Source organism: Duganella aquatilis (assembly GCF_009674565.1).
Lineage (GTDB): Bacteria > Pseudomonadota > Gammaproteobacteria > Burkholderiales > Burkholderiaceae_D > Rugamonas > Rugamonas aquatilis.
Map to the genome: position 1 here is coordinate 228945 of NZ_WKJL01000003.1, position 16372 is coordinate 245316.

Sequence of the window (16372 nt, forward strand, 5' to 3'; positions counted from 1 at the left end):
ATGTTCGAGCACCTGGCGCCGGCCGAGCGCGGCTTCCCGGCGCCGGTGGTGATGGCCATCGCCCAGGACGGCGACGGCTACATCTGGATGGCCACCCAGGGCGGCCTCGGCCGCTGGGACGGCTACCAGATGCGCAACTTCTTCCACCAGGCCGACGATCCCACCTCACTGCCGGCCGACTTCGTGCAGACGCTGCATGTGGACCACCAGGGCCGGCTGTGGCTGGGCACGCCCACCGACGGCGTCGCCATGTACGACAAGCAGACCGAGCGCTTCATCCGCTATCCGGCCGGGCCCAAGGGCCTGAGCAGTCCGGCGGTCGCGGCACTGGCCAGCGATGCGCACGGCGGCCTGTGGGTCGGCGGCGCCGCCGGCCTCGACTACATTGACGCGGCCGGCGTGGTCAGCCACCACCCGCTGCCCGGCGGCCCGCTGGCCAACCAGGTGCGCGCGCTCCTGGCCGACCACAACGGCGCGCTGTGGATCGGCGCCAACGCCGGCCTGGCGCACCGCGACGCCGCCGGCCAGGTCACGCCGATGCCGTTTGCCAACGGCGGCGCCGACGCCGTGCTGTCCCTGGCCAGCAACCGCGCCGGCGAAGTGGTGTTCGGCACGCTGAAAAGCGGCGTCGGCACGGCCCAGGCCGGCGACAGCGCGCGCCTGCTGGTGCTGGACCAGGTGCCGGACGCCGGCCGCGCCATGGTGCTGTCGCTGGCCGAAACCGTGCCCGGCATCTGGTGGGCCGCCACCTACGGCGGCGGCCTGATCGAATTCGACACCAGCGGCCACAGCCGCCGCATCCTGCACCGCCCGGCCCTGGCGATCAGCCTCGGCCACGACCGCACGGCCGCCGTCTGGCGCGACCGCAGCGGCCTGGTATGGGTGGCCAACGAACGCGGCGTCGACATTCACAATCCCGCCAACCGCGGCGTCGACACCATCCTCGACGGCGCCGGCCTGGCGGAAATTTCCGCCTTCGCCTTCATGACCGACAGCGGCGGCCGGCTGTGGGTGGGCCTGGGCGACCAGGGCATCGACCTGGTCGACGCCGACGGCAGCCGCCACGCCGGCCTGCGCCCGAATCCCGCCCTGCCGGACAGCGCCCTGCCAAACCGCCTGGTGCTGGGCATGGTGGAAGCCGAGCCGGGCGAGGCCTGGATCGGCACCGGGCTCGGCCTGTATCACACCAGTGCCGGCGGCAGCCGGGTGCAGCGCGTGCCGCTGCCGCTCGGCGACCCGTATCCGCGCATCGGCAGCATGGTGCGCGTCGGCCAGACCTTGTGGCTGGGCTTGCCGTCGGGCCTGATGCGCTACGACCTGCGCCAGCGCAGCGCCCAGCTGTACACCGAAGGCGCGCCCGGCAGCGGCGCCCTCAGCGACAACCGCGTGCACGCCATGCTGCCCGATCCCGACGGCACGCTGTGGGTCGGCACGCGCAAGGGCCTGAACCGCTTCGATCCCGCCAGCGGCCGCGCCGAGCAGATCCTCGCCACCAGCAGCCTGGGCGCCGCGCTACCGGCCAGCCCGATCGGCGCGCTGGCCCTGGACCGCCAGGGGCGCTTGTGGATCGGCACCATCAGCGACGGCATCGCCATCCTCGACGGCCGCCATCCGAACGGCACGCGCCGCTTCCGCCGCCTGTCGACCGCCGACGGCCTGCCCTCCAACAAGATCGCCGCCATGCGCGCCGACAGCGCCGGCCGCATGTGGGTCTCCACCTCGGACGGCATCGCCGCGGTCGACACCGCTACCCTGCTGTCGCAGCGGCTCGACCGCGCCGCCGGCCTGGTATTCCAGCCCTACATCGTCAACGCCTCCGGGCAGACCGCGGCCGGCGACCTGGTGTTCGGCACCTCGGGCGGCTACGTGGTGGTGCAGCCGGCGCCGCCGCAGGCGTGGCGCTTCCAGCCGCCGCTGGTGGTCAGCTCGGTGCGGCTCGACAACCGCAGCGTGCCGCCGGCGCCGCTGATGGCGGCCGACGGCGCCTCGCTGGACATCCCGCCCGGCACCCGCAAGGTCGAGATTGAAATCGCCGCGCTCGACTATTCCGCCAGCCAGCGCAACCGCTACGCCTTCAAGCTCGACGGCTACGACCGCGACTGGGTCGAGGCCGACGCCAACCACCGCGCCGCCAACTACGCCAACGTGCCGCCCGGCCGCTACCGGCTGCACATGCGCGGCAGCAACCGCGACGGCGCCTGGAGTCCGCACGAACTGAGCATGGAGCTGCATTTCCTGCCGGCCTGGTACCAGACCTGGTGGGCGCGCATCGGCGCGGTGCTGGCGGTGCTGGCCTCCGGCTGGGCACTGTACCGCTGGCGCGTGCGCAACCTGCAGCAGCAGGTGTACTCGCGCACGCTGCACCTGGAACGGGTGCACGCCATCGTCAAGTCGATCAACGACGAACTCGATTTCGACGCCCTGCTGCACACCATCCTGCGCGAATCGTCGGCCATCGGCGAAGTCGGCGCGGCCTACGCGCTGATCTCGCAGACCCCGGGCGGTCCGATGGCGCTGCGCGCCAGCTGGGGCAGCGTGGCCCTGCCGCCGGCCGCGGCCGGCATGGCGCCGAGCGCGGCGCAGGCGCAGTTCGTCAACGGCGCCAGCGTCATCGGGCCCGACATCTTCCTCAAGCAGCGCACCCTGCTGGCGGTGCGCATCCGCGTCGACCAGCAGATCCAGGGCTACCTGGTGTTCCAGCAAAACACGCCGTTTGCGCGCACGGACCTGGACATGTTCAAGGCGCTGAAGGAGCCGTTTGTTTCGGCCTTCCAGAAAGCCAGCGCCATCAGCGCCATCCAGCAGGCGCGCGCCGACGCCGAAGCCTCGACCCGCGCCAAGAGCGAATTCCTGGCCAACATCAGCCACGAGATCCGCACGCCGATGAACGCGATTCTCGGCTTTGCCGGCCTCGGCATCCACCTCGACCTGCCGGCCAAGCCGCGCGACTACTTCACCAAGATCGGCCGCGCCGGCCAGAATCTGCTCAGCATCATCGACGACGTGCTGGACTTCGCCAAGATCGAGTCCGGCAAGCTGCAGCTGGAAACCGTGCCGTTCGACCTGGCCGACACGCTGGCGCAGATCGCCGACCTGTTCTCCTGGCGCGCGGCGGAAAAAGGCCTGGAACTGCTGGCCTGGGCCACGCCGGAAGTGCCGCTGCGGCTGATCGGCGATCCGCTGCGGCTGAACCAGGTGCTGGTCAACCTGGTCGGCAATGCGCTGAAATTCACCGCCGCCGGCCATATCGGCCTGCGCGTCGAACTGGCCGAGGCCGGCCACGCGGCGGCGGCGGACGCGCCGGTGCGGCTGCGCTTCATCGTCGAGGACAGCGGCGTCGGCATCAGCGACGAACAGCAGGCGCGCCTGTTCCGCGCCTTCTCGCAGGCCGACACCAGCACCACCCGCCTGTACGGCGGCACCGGCCTGGGCCTGGCGATTTCGCAGCAGCTGGTGCAGGCCATGGGCGGCGTGATCGCCATCGACAGCACGCCCGGCGACGGCAGCCGCTTCTATTTCGAGCTGCAACTGCAGCGCCAGCCCGGCGCGCAACCGGCCCCGCCGGCGCTGCCGGCCGGCGCCGGCGGCAAGCGCGTGCTGGTGGTGGACGGCAGCGCCATGCTACGCGACATGCTGGAGCGCCAGCTCGGCAGCGCAGGTTTCAGCGTGCAGGCGCTGCCGACCGGCGCTGCGGCGCTCGACTGGCTGGCCACGCAGCCGGCCGACCTGGTGTTGCTGGACTGGGCCCTGCCCGGCCTCAACGGCGGCGAGATCGCGCGCCGCATCCACGCCCAGCCGCCCCACGCGCAGCTGCCGGTGGTGCTGATGATGACCGAGTTCGCGCGCGAGCCGGCGGCGCAGGCCTCATCCAGCCAGGCCGGCATCGCGGCGATCCTGGTCAAGCCGGTCAACCCGGCGCAGTTGCTGGACGCGGTGCTGGTCGGCCTGGGACTGGCGGCGCCGGCGCGGCCGCAGGCGCCGGCGGCGTCGGCACTGTCGGAAGTGGCGCAGCGCATCGCCGGCGCACGCGTGCTGGTGGTCGACGACAACGTCATCAACCAGCAGGTGGCGCGCGAAGTGCTGCTGCGCGCCGGCGTCCACGTCGACCTGGCCGGCAGCGGCACCGAGGCCCTGCAGATGGTCGAGCTGTCGCAGTACGACGCGGTGCTGATGGATATCCAGATGCCGGGTATGGACGGCTACGAAACCACCGCCCGCATCCGCGCCCGGCCGCAGCACGCCCAACTGCCGCTGATCGCCATGACGGCGCACGCCGTGGCCGGCTTCCGCGAAAGCAGCCTGGGCATGGGCATGAACGATTACGTCACCAAGCCGATCGATCCCGAGCGGCTGTTCACGGTGCTGGCCGGCCAGATGCGGCGCGCGCCCGACCGCGCGCCGCCGCCGGTGGCGGACGTGGCCGACGCAGCCGACGCCATCCCCGCCCTGCCCGGCATCGACATGGCGGCGGCGCTGGCGCGCCTGGGCGGCAACAGCCGGCTGCTGGGGGTGCTGCTGGAACGTTTTGTCAGCGACTTCGCGGACACGCCGGCGCAGCTGCTGGCCGCCATGGAACAAGGCGATTCCGACCAGGCAGCGCTGCTGGTGCACAAGGTGCGCGGCGCGGCCGGCAACCTGTCGATGCCGGAACTGCACCGCGCGGCGGGGGAACTGGAGCAGTTGCTGCGGACCACGCAGCGGCGCCAGATGGAGGATGCGCTGGCAGCCTTCGGCGCCGCCCTGGAGCGCGTGCTGGACGGCGTGCAGGCGCGGCACGCCGGCGGCGGTCAGGCGGCGCCGGTCTCGCCGTAGCGCAATTCCAGCGTCGCGGCCGGGCCGTCGGCGGCCGGACCGCAGCCGCACATCGCCACCACCGCGTGGCGCAAATGATCCAGGCCCAGCGTCTGCTCGATGTCGGCGTCGTTGATGGCGGCGGTGATGAAGGCCGGCAAACCGGCTTCCGTCGCCAGCAGGTAAAAGGTCTGCGACAAATGGCCGGCGTCCAGCGCGATGGCGCGGAAGGCTTTCTGGTGATTGCGGTATTTCCAGAAGATGCGGTCCAGCCGCGCCACCAGCACCACCTGCAACGGCGCCTCCGACAGCCAGTGCTGGTCGGCCAGCATGTAGCGCGCCAGCTTGGCGGCCGCCTCGTGGTCCATGGTTTGCAGCGGCCGCAGTTCGTGCCGGATCGGATGGTAGTGATACAGTCCCGGCGCCACGCCGTCGACGCGCTGCGCCAGCACGAAAGCTTCCACCGGATGCAGGCCGCCGCCGGACGGACTGGTTTTCTTCAGCACGTTGGCATGCGGGCCGACCTGGCGCACTTCCTGCGCGCCGAAAGTGCGTTGCAGCAGCCGCGCCGCCACGTCCAGCGGCACGCTGGCCTTGCTATCGTAGTTGCGGCCGGTGTAGCGCTGCAGCAGTTGCTCGTCCATGCGGCCGGCGGCGGCGCCCGGCAGCTTGAGCGCCTGTTCAGGATTGATGTCGAGCGTCGGCGGCGGCGGTTCGCCGTAGCGTTCCAGCAGCGATTCGAAGCTGGGCGCCTCCATGCCGGTTTCCTCGGTGACGCCGCGCCAGCGACCGAAAGTATGCGCCAGCGCCGACAACGGCCGCCAGTAGGTATCGCGCAGGGTGTCGTCGCGGGCGCGCTGGGCGGCGTATTGCGGCGTGTCGCCGATCAGCAGACCGCGCTCCAGCAGCTGGGCGATACAGACTTCGCCAAACGCCTGTTCGGCCGTGCTGCGCTCGCGCCAGACCGTGTGGCTGATGTCGCCGAGCGCGGCCAGTTCGGCGGCGTCGATCGGCAATTCCTGGTCCAGGTGTGGCGCCAGAGCAACCCAATGGCTGGTTGCGGCCAGGGCGCTGCCGCCGGACAGCACGGTGCGCCAGTCGATCGAAAGTTGTTCGCGGGATTCGAGGTACAGCACTGCGCAGCGGCGTATCTTCATGATTGATAGTCTCCCAGGCAACGATACTATCAGTCTAACGCACGGTTATCCTTCTGGCAATTAAAGTCTTGGCAAGCACGGCGGTTTGTCGTAGCATGAACTGGAAGTCACATTCGTGGCTTCTCCATTCCTTTTATATAAGGGCTCATCATGCATACCTCGAACGAACTCAGCTCCATCCTCGACAAACTGGCCAGCGATGACAAGTTCCGCGCGCAACTGCAAGCCAATCCGGTGGCCGCCCTGGCCCAACTCGGCATCAAGTTGAGCGCCGACCAGGTGCCGGAAGAGATCAACCTGCCATCCAAGGCAGAGCTCGCAACGGCGCAACATGATCTGCAACGTGAACTGGAAGGCACCGGCTTCATGTTCCCATTCCTGCTGTCGGGCGCCCTGGTTCCCGCCTGAGCCCCGCGTGAGCAGCGCGCGCTAGTCGACCGTGACCGCCAGTTCGCGGTTGCGGTTGGCGGCGTTCCCGGCATAATCTTCGGCGCTGATGCGCAGCAGATAATTGCCGGGCCCCAGTTCCCCCACCTTCCAGCCGCCCGGCGTCAGCTTGCCGTTGATCAGCCTGTTGTTGATGGCGTAGGCAAAGCGCGTTTCGCTGGCGCCATGCACCGTGATGCCGCTGTTGGCGGCGTAAGCCAGCTTGACCGCTTCGCGGTTGCGCGGCAAGCGGTCGTACTGCTGCGTGATGACCGGCTCGGTCATGCCCGGAATCAGTTCGCCATCCTGGTTCAGCAGCTGATAGCCCAGCTTGTACAAGCCGAGGCGCCGCCGCGCCTGGTTGCCGTTGACCTGGTCGCTGGCCTCGACCACGATCTGCACCTGGCCCAGGCTGCGCGGGATCAGCAGCCGGCCGTCGCGTTTTTCGGTCAGCGCCTTGCCGCTGGCGTCCAGCAGGCTGATGCTGTGGATCTGCGGCGCCACAGTGTCCTCCAGATCGATGAACGGCAGTTGCAGCGGATTCAGCGCGCCGCCGTTGGGCTTGTAATCGAGGTGGACATGGGCCATGCGGTTGACCGTGCCCAGCGTTTCGCCGGCCACGAAGCGGGTGCCGCGCTTGACCCGCACCTGCTGCGCCACGCCCTTGTCGTTCTTCGACAGCAGGAAGCGCGGATCGTTGAACAGCTTGTCCTTGGCGTCGCGCCCCACTCGCAGGTGGATGTATTGCAGGCCGCCAAACGCCAGCCCTTCCGACAGCTCGCCGTAGCCCCAGCTGGCGCGCGGATCGCTGACCTTGCCCGGCGTGATGGTCAGCACCGGCGTGCCGATCGCCGCCTGCACGTCCATGCCGGCATGGAAGTGGTCGCGGCGCTCGCCGTCGAAGTCGCCGCGCACCTCGCCCATCAGTCCCACCACCTCGTGCGCCTTGTTCTGCGGCGCCACCGGCCACAGCATGGTGGCGCTGTGCGACGGAGCACCCGGCTGCGGCTCGTCGGCCACCGGCTCGGTGTCGGCCGCCACCATGGCGATGTGATGCAGGCGGAAGGTGGCGCCGTCGGTGACGAACAGCGCGCCGTCCTTGTAAACGGCGATGCCGCGCGGCGAATACAGGCGCACGCCGCCGTCCGCGCCATAACCCGGCTGGGCCGGATGATCGACGTCCTGCAGGGCCGCCACCGTGCCCTGCGGGCTGATCTGCGCCACGCGGCCGTGGGTGCTGCTGGCGATGTAGAGGAAACCATCTTTGGTCAGGGCGATGCCCACCGGCGAGCGCAGCAGCGAGTCGCGGTCATCTTCCCTGGCGGCGGCGATGGTGCTGACGACGCCGTCCTTGCCCAGCTTGCGCACCGCGTGGTTGCCGGTGTCGGCGATGAACAGTTCGCCGGCGGCGTTGACCGCGATGCCGGCGGGCGTATCGAACAGCGCCTGGGCGGCGGCGCCGTCAGCCAGCCCTGCCCGCTTGCCGCCGGCGAGGGTGGTGACGGTGCCGTCCGGCGCGATACGGCGGATGCGGTCGTTATAGGTGTCGGCCACGTAGACCACGCCGGCGGCGTCCACCGCCACGCCGACCGGGCCGTTGAACTGGGCGCCGGCGCCTTTGCCGTCGCGCTCCCCCGCCAGGCCGTCGCCGGCCAGCGTCGAGACCGTGCCGTCCGGCTTGACCTTGCGGATTGCGTTGTTGCCGGTGTCGGCCACGTAGAGGTTGCCGGCGGCGTCGATCGCCAGGCCGGACGGGGTGTTGAAGGCGGCCACGCCGGCCGCGCCTTCCGCATAGCCCTCGGTGCCGCCGGCAAAGGTGGTGCTGACGCCGTTCAGGTCGATCTTGCGGATGCTGTTGTTGTCGCCGCCGTCGGCCACGTACAGATTGCCCTGCTGGTCGAGCACCACGCCGAACGGATCGGCAAAGCGCGTGCGCCGGGCGCTGCCGTTGGCGCCGCCCGGCAGGCCATCGCCGGCCATGGTGGTCACGCGCGCATGCCAGCCGGCCGGTGTGCCTTGCGCGCTGGAGCCCGCTGCGTCGGCGCTGTCGGCGTGCTTGGCCGGTTTCACCAGCACATAGGCGACGCCACCGCCGACTGAGGCGCCCAGCAGCGTCAGTCCCGCCAGAAAGAGTTTGAATTGAGTAGGAGACACTTGCCCGAACCTAAACGTTGATTTAAAGAAATCTTAACCCATCTGGCGCGTTGCGGCAAAAAAAAAGCCCGCTCAGAGAGCGGGCTGAAGTCTATTTCCTTGGAGGAGAATAGAGGAGACAGGTGAATGATGCTGCATCGCGACATATAAATCCAATTTATCTTGGCAATAGCGAGCATTCACAATGTCGATAACTTGCGCAGACGCCGCAATTCGCGCACGCCGCCGCCGAATACGATGAGCACAATCGCGCTCATCCCATAGTCCAGCGGATCAAGGCCGATGATGAAGGCGGCGGCAGTTTCGGGCGCGCGCGGCTTGTAGCTGATCGTCATCAGCGCACCGGGCTGCAGACGTTGCAGGCGGCGCTCGGTGACGGCCTGTTCACGGTGGCAGCCGGCGTCGCCGATGCGGGAGACGCCCATGGCGCTGCTTTGGTAGACCTGGCCGCCAACCTGATACTGGTAGGACAATTTCAGGCACCAGTCGCGCGCCCGGCCGGTACGCTGGTACATGGAACTGCTCAACACCTCGGCCTGCACCGCCGGCCAGTGCGGCGACGCCAGCTTGTCCCAGGCGCGCGCGAAGGTGAAATAGCCGGCCACCAGCGCCGTCAGCACGAAGAACCAGGCGAACGCCTTCTCCAGCGCCGGGTCCGACGGCGGCTTCACAACGCCCTGCGTTTGGCTCATGCGATCGACCTTTTCCTTGGGGGCCTTTATCTTAATCTTTTTCCAAAAAAAAAGCCCGCTCAAGGAGCGGGCTGAAGTCTATTTCCTTGGAGGAGAATAGAGGAGACAGATGAATGATGCTGCATCGCGCCATATAAATCAAATTTATCTTTGCAATAGCAGAAATTCACCAGTCGCATAACATCACAACATCATGCCGCCGGAGGCTTCGATGCGCTGGCCATTGATCCAGCCGCTCTCCTCCGACAGCAGCGTCGCCACCGCGCCGCCGATGTCGTCCGCCTCGCCGACCCGGCCCAGCGCCGTGTTGCCCGCCACCATGGCGTTGACCTGCGGATTGTCGCGCACCACGCCGCCGCTGAAGTCGGTGGCGATGGCGCCCGGCGCCAGCGTGTTGACGCGGATGCCGCGCGAGCCCAGTTCCTTGGCCAGGTAGCGCGTCAGCACCTCGACGCCGCCCTTCATCACCGCGTAAGCCGACTTGCCCGGCAGCGAGAAGCGCGCCAGGCCGCTGGAGACGTTCAGGATGCGTCCGCCATCGGCCAGTAGCGGCAGCAGCGACTGTGTCAGGAAAAATACACCTTTCAGATGCACGTTCATCAGCGCGTCGAACTGCTGCTCGCTGGTCTGCGCGAACGGCACGTCGGCGCTGTTGCCGGCGTTGTTGACCAGCGCATCGAAGCTGTGGCGGCCGAAATCGCGCTCCAGCACCGCCGCGAAGGCGGACGTGAAATCGGCGAAACCGGCGACCACGCCGGCGTCCAGCTGCAGCGCCGTCGCCTTGCGGCCCAGCGCCCTCACCTGCGCCACGGTGGCTTCGGCCGCGTCGGCGCGGGCCTGATAAGTGATCACCACGTCCCAGCCGGCGCGCGCCAGATGCACGGCGGCGGATTTGCCCAGGCCCCGGCTGCCGCCGGTAATCAATGCAATACGGTTACTCATGATTGGTTTCCTCAATGAATACGGTCACCCTTGGACCGCCTTGAATAGAGTGTAGTTCCGTCCAATCATCGGATAAACTGTCTGAATACGACATCACTAATCCAAAAATGAAGACAATCCTTTCAACCGAAGACATGCGCATCTTTCTCTGGGTGGCACGGCTGTCCAGCTTTACCCGCGCCGCCGAGCAGTTGCAGGTGCCGCGCACCTCGATCTCGAACGCCATCCAGCGCCTGGAGGAACGCCTCGGCGCCCGCCTGCTCCAGCGCACCACGCGCCGCGTGCAGGTCACGCGCGAGGGCGAGGAATTGCTGGAGCGCTGCGAACGCCTGCTCGACGACTTGGACGAGATCGGCGCCCTGTTCCAGCAAGGCAGCCAGTTGAGCGGCCGCATCCGGGCCGACATGCCGCTGGGGATGGCCGACGTGGTGCTGCCGCGCCTGCTGGAATTCCTGCAGGCGCACCCGGCGCTGCAAATCGACATCTTCAGCACCGACCGCCGCGTCGACCTGCTGGGCGAAGGCTTCGACGTGGTGGTGCGCGCCGGCCCGGTGGTGGATGAATCGCTGGTGTCGCGCACGCTGTTCGAGCTGCACCTGCTCAACGTCGCCAGCCCTGGCTACGTGGCGGCGCACGGCATGCCGGCCCTGGACCAGCTGTCGCGGCACTGGCTGATCAATTACCAGCCCAATCCGGCCAGCCAGCCGGCGGTGTTCGAGTACCAGCAAGCCGGCGCCACGGTGCAGGCGCCGATGCCTTACAAGGTCACCGTCAACAACAGCATGGCCTACACCGCCGCCTGCTGCGCCGGCCTCGGCATCGCGCAGATTCCCCGCTCCCGCGCCCTGGCCGAGATCACCGCCGGCAGGATGGTGGAAGTACTGCCGCAGCACCTGGCCGCGCCGATGACGGTGCGGCTGCTGTTCCCGCACCGCCGCAACATCCCGCAGCGCGTGCGCGTGTTTGCCGACTGGCTGCGCGACATGGTGGCGGCGGCGGCATAAAAAAAGCCGAGGCCTGCGCGATGCAGGACTCGGCCCCTGGTCCGGATGACCGGGATTACTTGCTGTCGGCGGCAGCGTAAGGCAGCACGCGCGACGCCATGCGGGTGTCGGTCTTCAGCAGGCCCACTTCGTCGGCCAGGATGTGCACCGCTTCGTTCAGCAGCACGTCCTTGGCAGCCTTGGCCTGCTTCTCCGCTTCCAGCTCGGCGGCCAGCGAACGCTCGGAACCTTGCAGGCCGTCGTCGCTGCGCAGCGCGCCTTTCACGCCCGCCACTTTCGGCGCCGGCGCCGCCTTGCCGCTGGCCGGCTTGGCCGAAATCGCCTTGTTCAGCGCGTCTTTCGGGTCCGGCACCAGGATCGGATCATCGGCGCCCGGCGTCGGCGACAGCAGGCGCGCTTCGCGCAGCTTGGAGCGCGCTTCCTGCTGGTCGCGTTCCTTGCGGCGCACCACTTCGTTCAGCGAGATCGAGTTTTCCTTGCGCTGTTTTTTCACCAGGGCGATGTCTTCGGCCAGGTACTGGAAGTCCTTGTCCTTGTCCACGCGCGCCACGTGCTTTTTATCCAGCAGCGGCACGATTTCCTTGATGTCGCCGGCCGGAATGTATATGGCAGGCTTGATCTGGGTCCACGGCAGCGCGTTGTCGTAGCTCGACTCGCCGAAGGTGTCGGAATCGCCCATGGTCGGCAGCTTGATGTCCGGCGTCACGCCGCGCAGCTGGGTGGTGCCGCCGTTGATGCGGAAGAACTGGGCGATGGTGAACTTCAGCTCGCCGTAGTGCACCTTGTCGTTCTGCGCAAAGCGGTCCAGGCCGAACAGGGTCTGCACCGTGCCTTTGCCGAAGCTTGGCTCGCCGATGATGACGCCGCGGCCGTAGTCCTGGATCGCCGCCGCGAAAATCTCCGACGCCGACGCCGAACCACGGTTGATCAGCACGCCCAGCGGGCCGTCCCAGGCCATGCCCGGATCGGTGTCGCTTTCGACTTCAACCTTGTTGTCGCTGTTGCGCTGCATGACCACCGGGCCCTTGTCGATGAACAGGCCGGTCAGTTCCACCGCCTCGGTCAGCGAGCCGCCGCCGTTGTTGCGCAGGTCAATCAGCACGTTGTCGACCTTGTCCTTCTTCAGCTCGCCCAGCAGGCGCTTGACGTCGCGGGTGGCGCTCTTGAAGTCCTTGTCGCCCTTGCGGCGCGCCTCGAAGTCCATGTAGAAGGTTGGCAGCGAGATCACGCCGACGCGGCGCTTGGTGTTGCCGTCCTTGACTTCATACACGGCTTTCTTGGCCGCCTGCTCTTCCATGCTGATCTTCTGGCGCACCAGCGTGACGATGGTGTGCTTGGCGTCCGGGCCGGCGTCGGCGGGAATGATTTCCAGCTTGACGGTCGAATCCTTCGGACCGCGAATCATCGCCACCACGTCGTCCAGGCGCATGCCCAGCACTTCGGTCATCGGCGTTTTATCGTCCTTGGCCACGCCGACGATCTTGTCGCCGACCTTGATCTTGCCGGACAGGCCGGCCGGGCTGCCGGTGACCACTTCGCGCACCACGGTGTAGTCGTCGCGGCTTTGCAGCACGCAGCCGATGCCTTCCAGCGACAGGCGCATGGCGATGTCGAACGACTCGGCCGCGCGCGGGCCCAGGTAGTTGGTGTGCGGCTCGATCGACATTGCGTAGGCGTTCATGAAGATCTGGAACACATCTTCATTGGTCAGCTTGCGCGACGGCGACAGATAGCCTTCATAGCGCTTGTCCAGCGTTTCGCGGATCGACTTGTCGTCCTTGCCGGCCAGCTTCAGGCGCAGCCATTCGTTCTTGACGCGCTTGCGCCACAGGTCCTTGATCTCGGCGTCGCTCTTGGCCCAGTCGGCCTTCTCGCGGTCGTACTGGTAGGTTTCGTCGGACGTGAAGTCGAACTTGCCCTTGACCAGCTCGCGGGCATAGGCGATGCGCTCGTTGAAGCGCTGCTGGTACTGGTTGAAGATGCCGAACGGGACGCTGAGGTTTTCGCCGGTGATGGCGTCGTCCAGGCGGGTGCGCACGATGGCGTACTGGTCGATGTCGGCCTGGGTGAAGAACATTTTCTCCGCGTCCAGCGACTTGAAGTAGCGGTCGAAGATTTTTTCCGACATGGCGTCATCGAGCGGCGCCGGTTTGTAATGCAGTTTGGTGAGGACCCGCGAAGCCCACAGGGCTGCCTGGGCCTGACCAGGCTGGGGTTTGAGAGGGGTATCCGCCGTTTTCTCTGGCACGGCGGCGCCGGCCTGCACTGACAGGGCCGCCATCACGGCCACCAACAGCATTTGCTTCTTCATCGGCTTACTCCGGAACGTATTGATCAATTTTTGATAGGCGCTGCGCGCCCCCATTCTACAGGATAGCGGAACCCACACGGGGCTGGTATTTCAGAGTTTCTCTGGTTAAGCTTAAGGGCGGCTGAAATGAAACAGGCCTGATCTTTTTTTACTAAGTATATTCACTTACTTTTAGACAAGTTATTACTCAAGTCATTGTTTTATAAATAGAAATCTTTCGAGACATTCTTCGGTTTCATTGCTTTATAGCAAAAATCTGCTATCATTGTAGTCCTGGTTTCATATTTGACGGCCACGCCCGTTTGCCGCCCGCAGACCGCTCCCGCACCCCCGGAGCATGCTCGATTCCGAGCGACCTCAAACCGCAGCACCTTTTTTCTCTGAAGAGAACAATGAAAACAATAATGATGAATCCCCGTAACTGGGGTGTCGGTACGAAGATTACCGTTTTTACGTTTGGCCTGATCAGTGTTATTTTGGCAATCCTGCTCACCTTGATCAATATGAGCACCTCCGCCATGCTGAAGGAGCGCGCCAAAGCCAATGTCGCGTACAACCTCAGCGGCATCAGCAACACCGTTGAAGTGTTCAACTCCGCCATGATGAACGAGGCGTCCAGCTTCGCGCGCCTGTTCGCCTCGGACTTCAACGACGCCCCGTTCACGCTGGACACCGCCACCAGCGTGGAGATCGCCGGCAAGCCGACGCCGTCGCTCAAGCACGGCGGCAAGACGCTCAACCTGGACTTCAGCATCCCGGACAAATTCACCAGCGACACCGGCGTCATCGCCACCATCTTTGCCGCCAAGGGCGAGGAATTCGTCCGCGTGACCACCTCGCTGAAGAAGGAAAACGGCGAACGCGCCGTCGGCACCGAACTGGACCACGCCCACCCGAGCTATCCGCTGCTGCGCGCCGGTAACAGCTACATCGGCCTGGCCACGCTGTTCGGTAAGCAGTTCATTACCCAGTACGACCCGATCAAGGACGCCAGCGGCAAGGTCATCGGCGTGCTGTTCATCGGCCTCGACATCTCCAAAAACATGGCGATGCTGAAGGAGAAGATCAAGGCCATCAAGATCGGCGAAACCGGCTACATCTACGTGATCAACGCCGCCCCCGGCAAGGCCCAGGGCGCCGCGCTGGTGCACCCGGCCAAGGAAGGCGAGAACCTGCTGGACATCAAGAGCAGCGACGGCCGCTCGTTCTTGAAGGAAATGCTGGACGCCAAGGAAGGCAGCATGACCTATGACTGGGTGGAAAAAGACGGCGCCGCGCCGCGCGAGAAAATGGTCGAGTTCCACACCTTCAAGCCGTGGAACTGGCTAATCGTCGGCGGCACTTATACCGAGGAAATCACCCGCGAAGCGGCGCAGCTGCGCAACCGCTACGCCGTGCTGGGCCTGATCGCGCTGGTGCTGTTTGCCGTGCTGCTGTTCCTGCTGGTGCGTTCGGTGGTGTCGCGTCCGCTTGCGCGCGCCGAGGAAGCGGCCGAACGTATCGCCGAAGGCGACCTGGACGTGCATCTGGAGATCGACAACAAGGACGAGATCGGCCTGGTGCTGCGTTCGCTGAACAATATCAGCCACAGCCTGTCCGGCGTGGTCGGCCAGGTGCGCCGCGGCGCCGAGCAGATCACCACCGCGTCGAGCGAAATCGCCCACGGCAACCTGGACCTGTCGCAGCGCACCGAAGAACAAGCTTCCAGCCTGGAAGAGACTGCCGCCTCGATGGAAGAACTGAGCAGCGCCGTCACGCAGAACGCAGAGAACGCCTCGCAGGCCAACCAGATGGCGCTGGCCGCGTCGGGCGTGGCCGCCAAGGGTGGCGAAGTGGTGGCGCAGGTGGTGGCGACCATGGGGTCGATCAACGATTCGTCGCGCAAGATTGTCGACATCATTTCGGTCATCGACGGTATCGCCTTCCAGACCAACATCCTGGCGCTGAACGCTGCGGTGGAAGCGGCGCGCGCCGGCGAGCAGGGCCGCGGCTTCGCGGTGGTGGCGTCCGAAGTGCGCAGCCTGGCGCAGCGCTCGGCCACCGCCGCCAAGGAAATCAAGGTGCTGATCGACGATTCCGTCAGCAAGGTGGAAACCGGCAGCAAGCAGGTGGAACAGGCCGGCGCCACCATGAAGGAAGTGGTGGACAGCGTGCGCCGCGTGACCGACATCATGGCCGAGATCAGCCACGCCAGCGAAGAGCAGCGCGCCGGCATCAGCCAGGTGCACGAAGCGGTAACCCAGATGGACCAGGTGACGCAGCAGAACGCCGCGCTGGTGGAAGAAGCCGCCGCCGCCGCGCAAGCGCTGCAGGACCAGGCACACGAGCTGGAAGACGTGGTCAAAATCTTCAAGCTGGCAAAATAGCCCCAAACGAAGGGGTCTGACCCCATGCGGGGTCAGACCCCGGCCGCAGCGCTGTGCGGGTTGCACAGGCGCTGCGCACATCACATCACAGGCCGCCCCGCCGCCCCTTGAAACAGCGGCGGCTTTTTTCTTTTATAATTGCCGGATGCGTATTCTTTTCCAGCAGCGGCGTTTGACCAGCCTGATCGTCTCCCTGGCGATCCTGCTGAACCTGTGCGCGCCGGCCATCAGCCATGCGATGACCGCGCTGTCGGCCAATCCGCTGGCCCTGGAAATCTGCAGCGCCACGCCTGCCGCCGGCGTGACGGCCGGCAAGCGCGCGCCTTCCGGCCTGCCCGCGCACGGCATCAAGCACTGCATGCTGTGCGCCGTCCACGCCACCGGCGACGCGCCGCCGCCGGCTGAAGCCGGCCTGTTGGCCGTGCTGGAAGGCCACGACGCCTATCCCGCGCTGCGCCCCGCCGCATCGCCTCCGCATCTCATCTGGTCCGACGCGCAACCGCGCGGGCCGCCTGCCGCAGCCTGATCC

General features: G+C 66.7%; 10 protein-coding genes. 5 read left to right on the top strand and 5 right to left on the bottom strand.

The genetic code is table 11. From position 1 onward, the window contains the following. The gene (locus tag GJ698_RS07175) at positions 1-4812 is read left to right on the top strand and encodes a hybrid sensor histidine kinase/response regulator (protein WP_229259868.1); all 4812 of its coding nucleotides are present in this window, start codon (positions 1-3) and stop codon (positions 4810-4812) included. Here GJ698_RS07175 and GJ698_RS07180 read toward each other — a convergent pair. After that, positions 4788-5948 carry a putative peptide maturation dehydrogenase gene (locus GJ698_RS07180; protein ID WP_154356924.1) on the bottom strand — a complete coding sequence of 387 codons (1161 nt, stop codon included), beginning with the start codon at positions 5946-5948 and terminating at the stop codon, positions 4788-4790. The two genes, GJ698_RS07175 and GJ698_RS07180, sit on opposite strands and share 25 nt — an antisense overlap. Positions 5949-6098: 150 nt before the next feature. Between GJ698_RS07180 and GJ698_RS07185 the strand changes: the two genes are divergently transcribed. Continuing rightward, positions 6099-6356 (top strand): NHLP-related RiPP peptide, encoded by a 258-nt coding sequence (locus GJ698_RS07185; RefSeq protein ID WP_154356925.1) that lies wholly within the window; start codon positions 6099-6101, stop codon positions 6354-6356. Positions 6357-6377: 21 nt separating this feature from the next. Here the strand turns inward: GJ698_RS07185 and GJ698_RS07190 are convergent, their stop codons facing one another. From GJ698_RS07190 to GJ698_RS07200, 3 genes are all read right to left on the bottom strand, one after another. Next, a complete protein-coding gene (locus GJ698_RS07190) occupies positions 6378-8528 on the bottom strand; it encodes a gluconolaconase (RefSeq protein ID WP_371865172.1) in 2151 nt (716 codons plus the stop codon). 179 nt (positions 8529-8707) lie between these two features. Then, the gene (locus tag GJ698_RS07195; RefSeq protein WP_154356926.1) at positions 8708-9220 is read right to left on the bottom strand and encodes a DUF3592 domain-containing protein; all 513 of its coding nucleotides are present in this window, start codon (positions 9218-9220) and stop codon (positions 8708-8710) included. Positions 9221-9403: 183 nt separating this feature from the next. Further along, positions 9404-10162, bottom strand: coding sequence for an SDR family NAD(P)-dependent oxidoreductase (locus GJ698_RS07200; RefSeq protein WP_154356927.1), 759 nt, complete (start codon positions 10160-10162; stop codon positions 9404-9406). A 134-nt stretch (positions 10163-10296) separates the two neighbouring features. Between GJ698_RS07200 and GJ698_RS07205 the strand changes: the two genes are divergently transcribed. After that, a complete protein-coding gene (locus GJ698_RS07205) occupies positions 10297-11166 on the top strand; it encodes a LysR family transcriptional regulator (protein ID WP_208023785.1) in 870 nt (289 codons plus the stop codon). 55 nt (positions 11167-11221) lie between these two features. Here the strand turns inward: GJ698_RS07205 and GJ698_RS07210 are convergent, their stop codons facing one another. Continuing rightward, on the bottom strand, positions 11222-13477 hold the full coding sequence (locus GJ698_RS07210; protein WP_154356929.1) for a carboxy terminal-processing peptidase: 2256 nt from the start codon (positions 13475-13477) through the stop codon (positions 11222-11224). A 392-nt stretch (positions 13478-13869) separates the two neighbouring features. On the opposite strand from GJ698_RS07210, the gene GJ698_RS07215 reads away from it, so the two are divergent. Continuing rightward, positions 13870-15843, top strand: a complete 1974-nt coding sequence (locus tag GJ698_RS07215; RefSeq protein ID WP_166454820.1) for a methyl-accepting chemotaxis protein — start codon at positions 13870-13872, stop codon at positions 15841-15843. 145 nt (positions 15844-15988) lie between these two features. Continuing rightward, positions 15989-16369 (top strand): DUF2946 domain-containing protein, encoded by a 381-nt coding sequence (locus GJ698_RS07220; RefSeq protein WP_154356930.1) that lies wholly within the window; start codon positions 15989-15991, stop codon positions 16367-16369. The last annotated feature ends 3 nt before the right edge of the window (positions 16370-16372 follow it).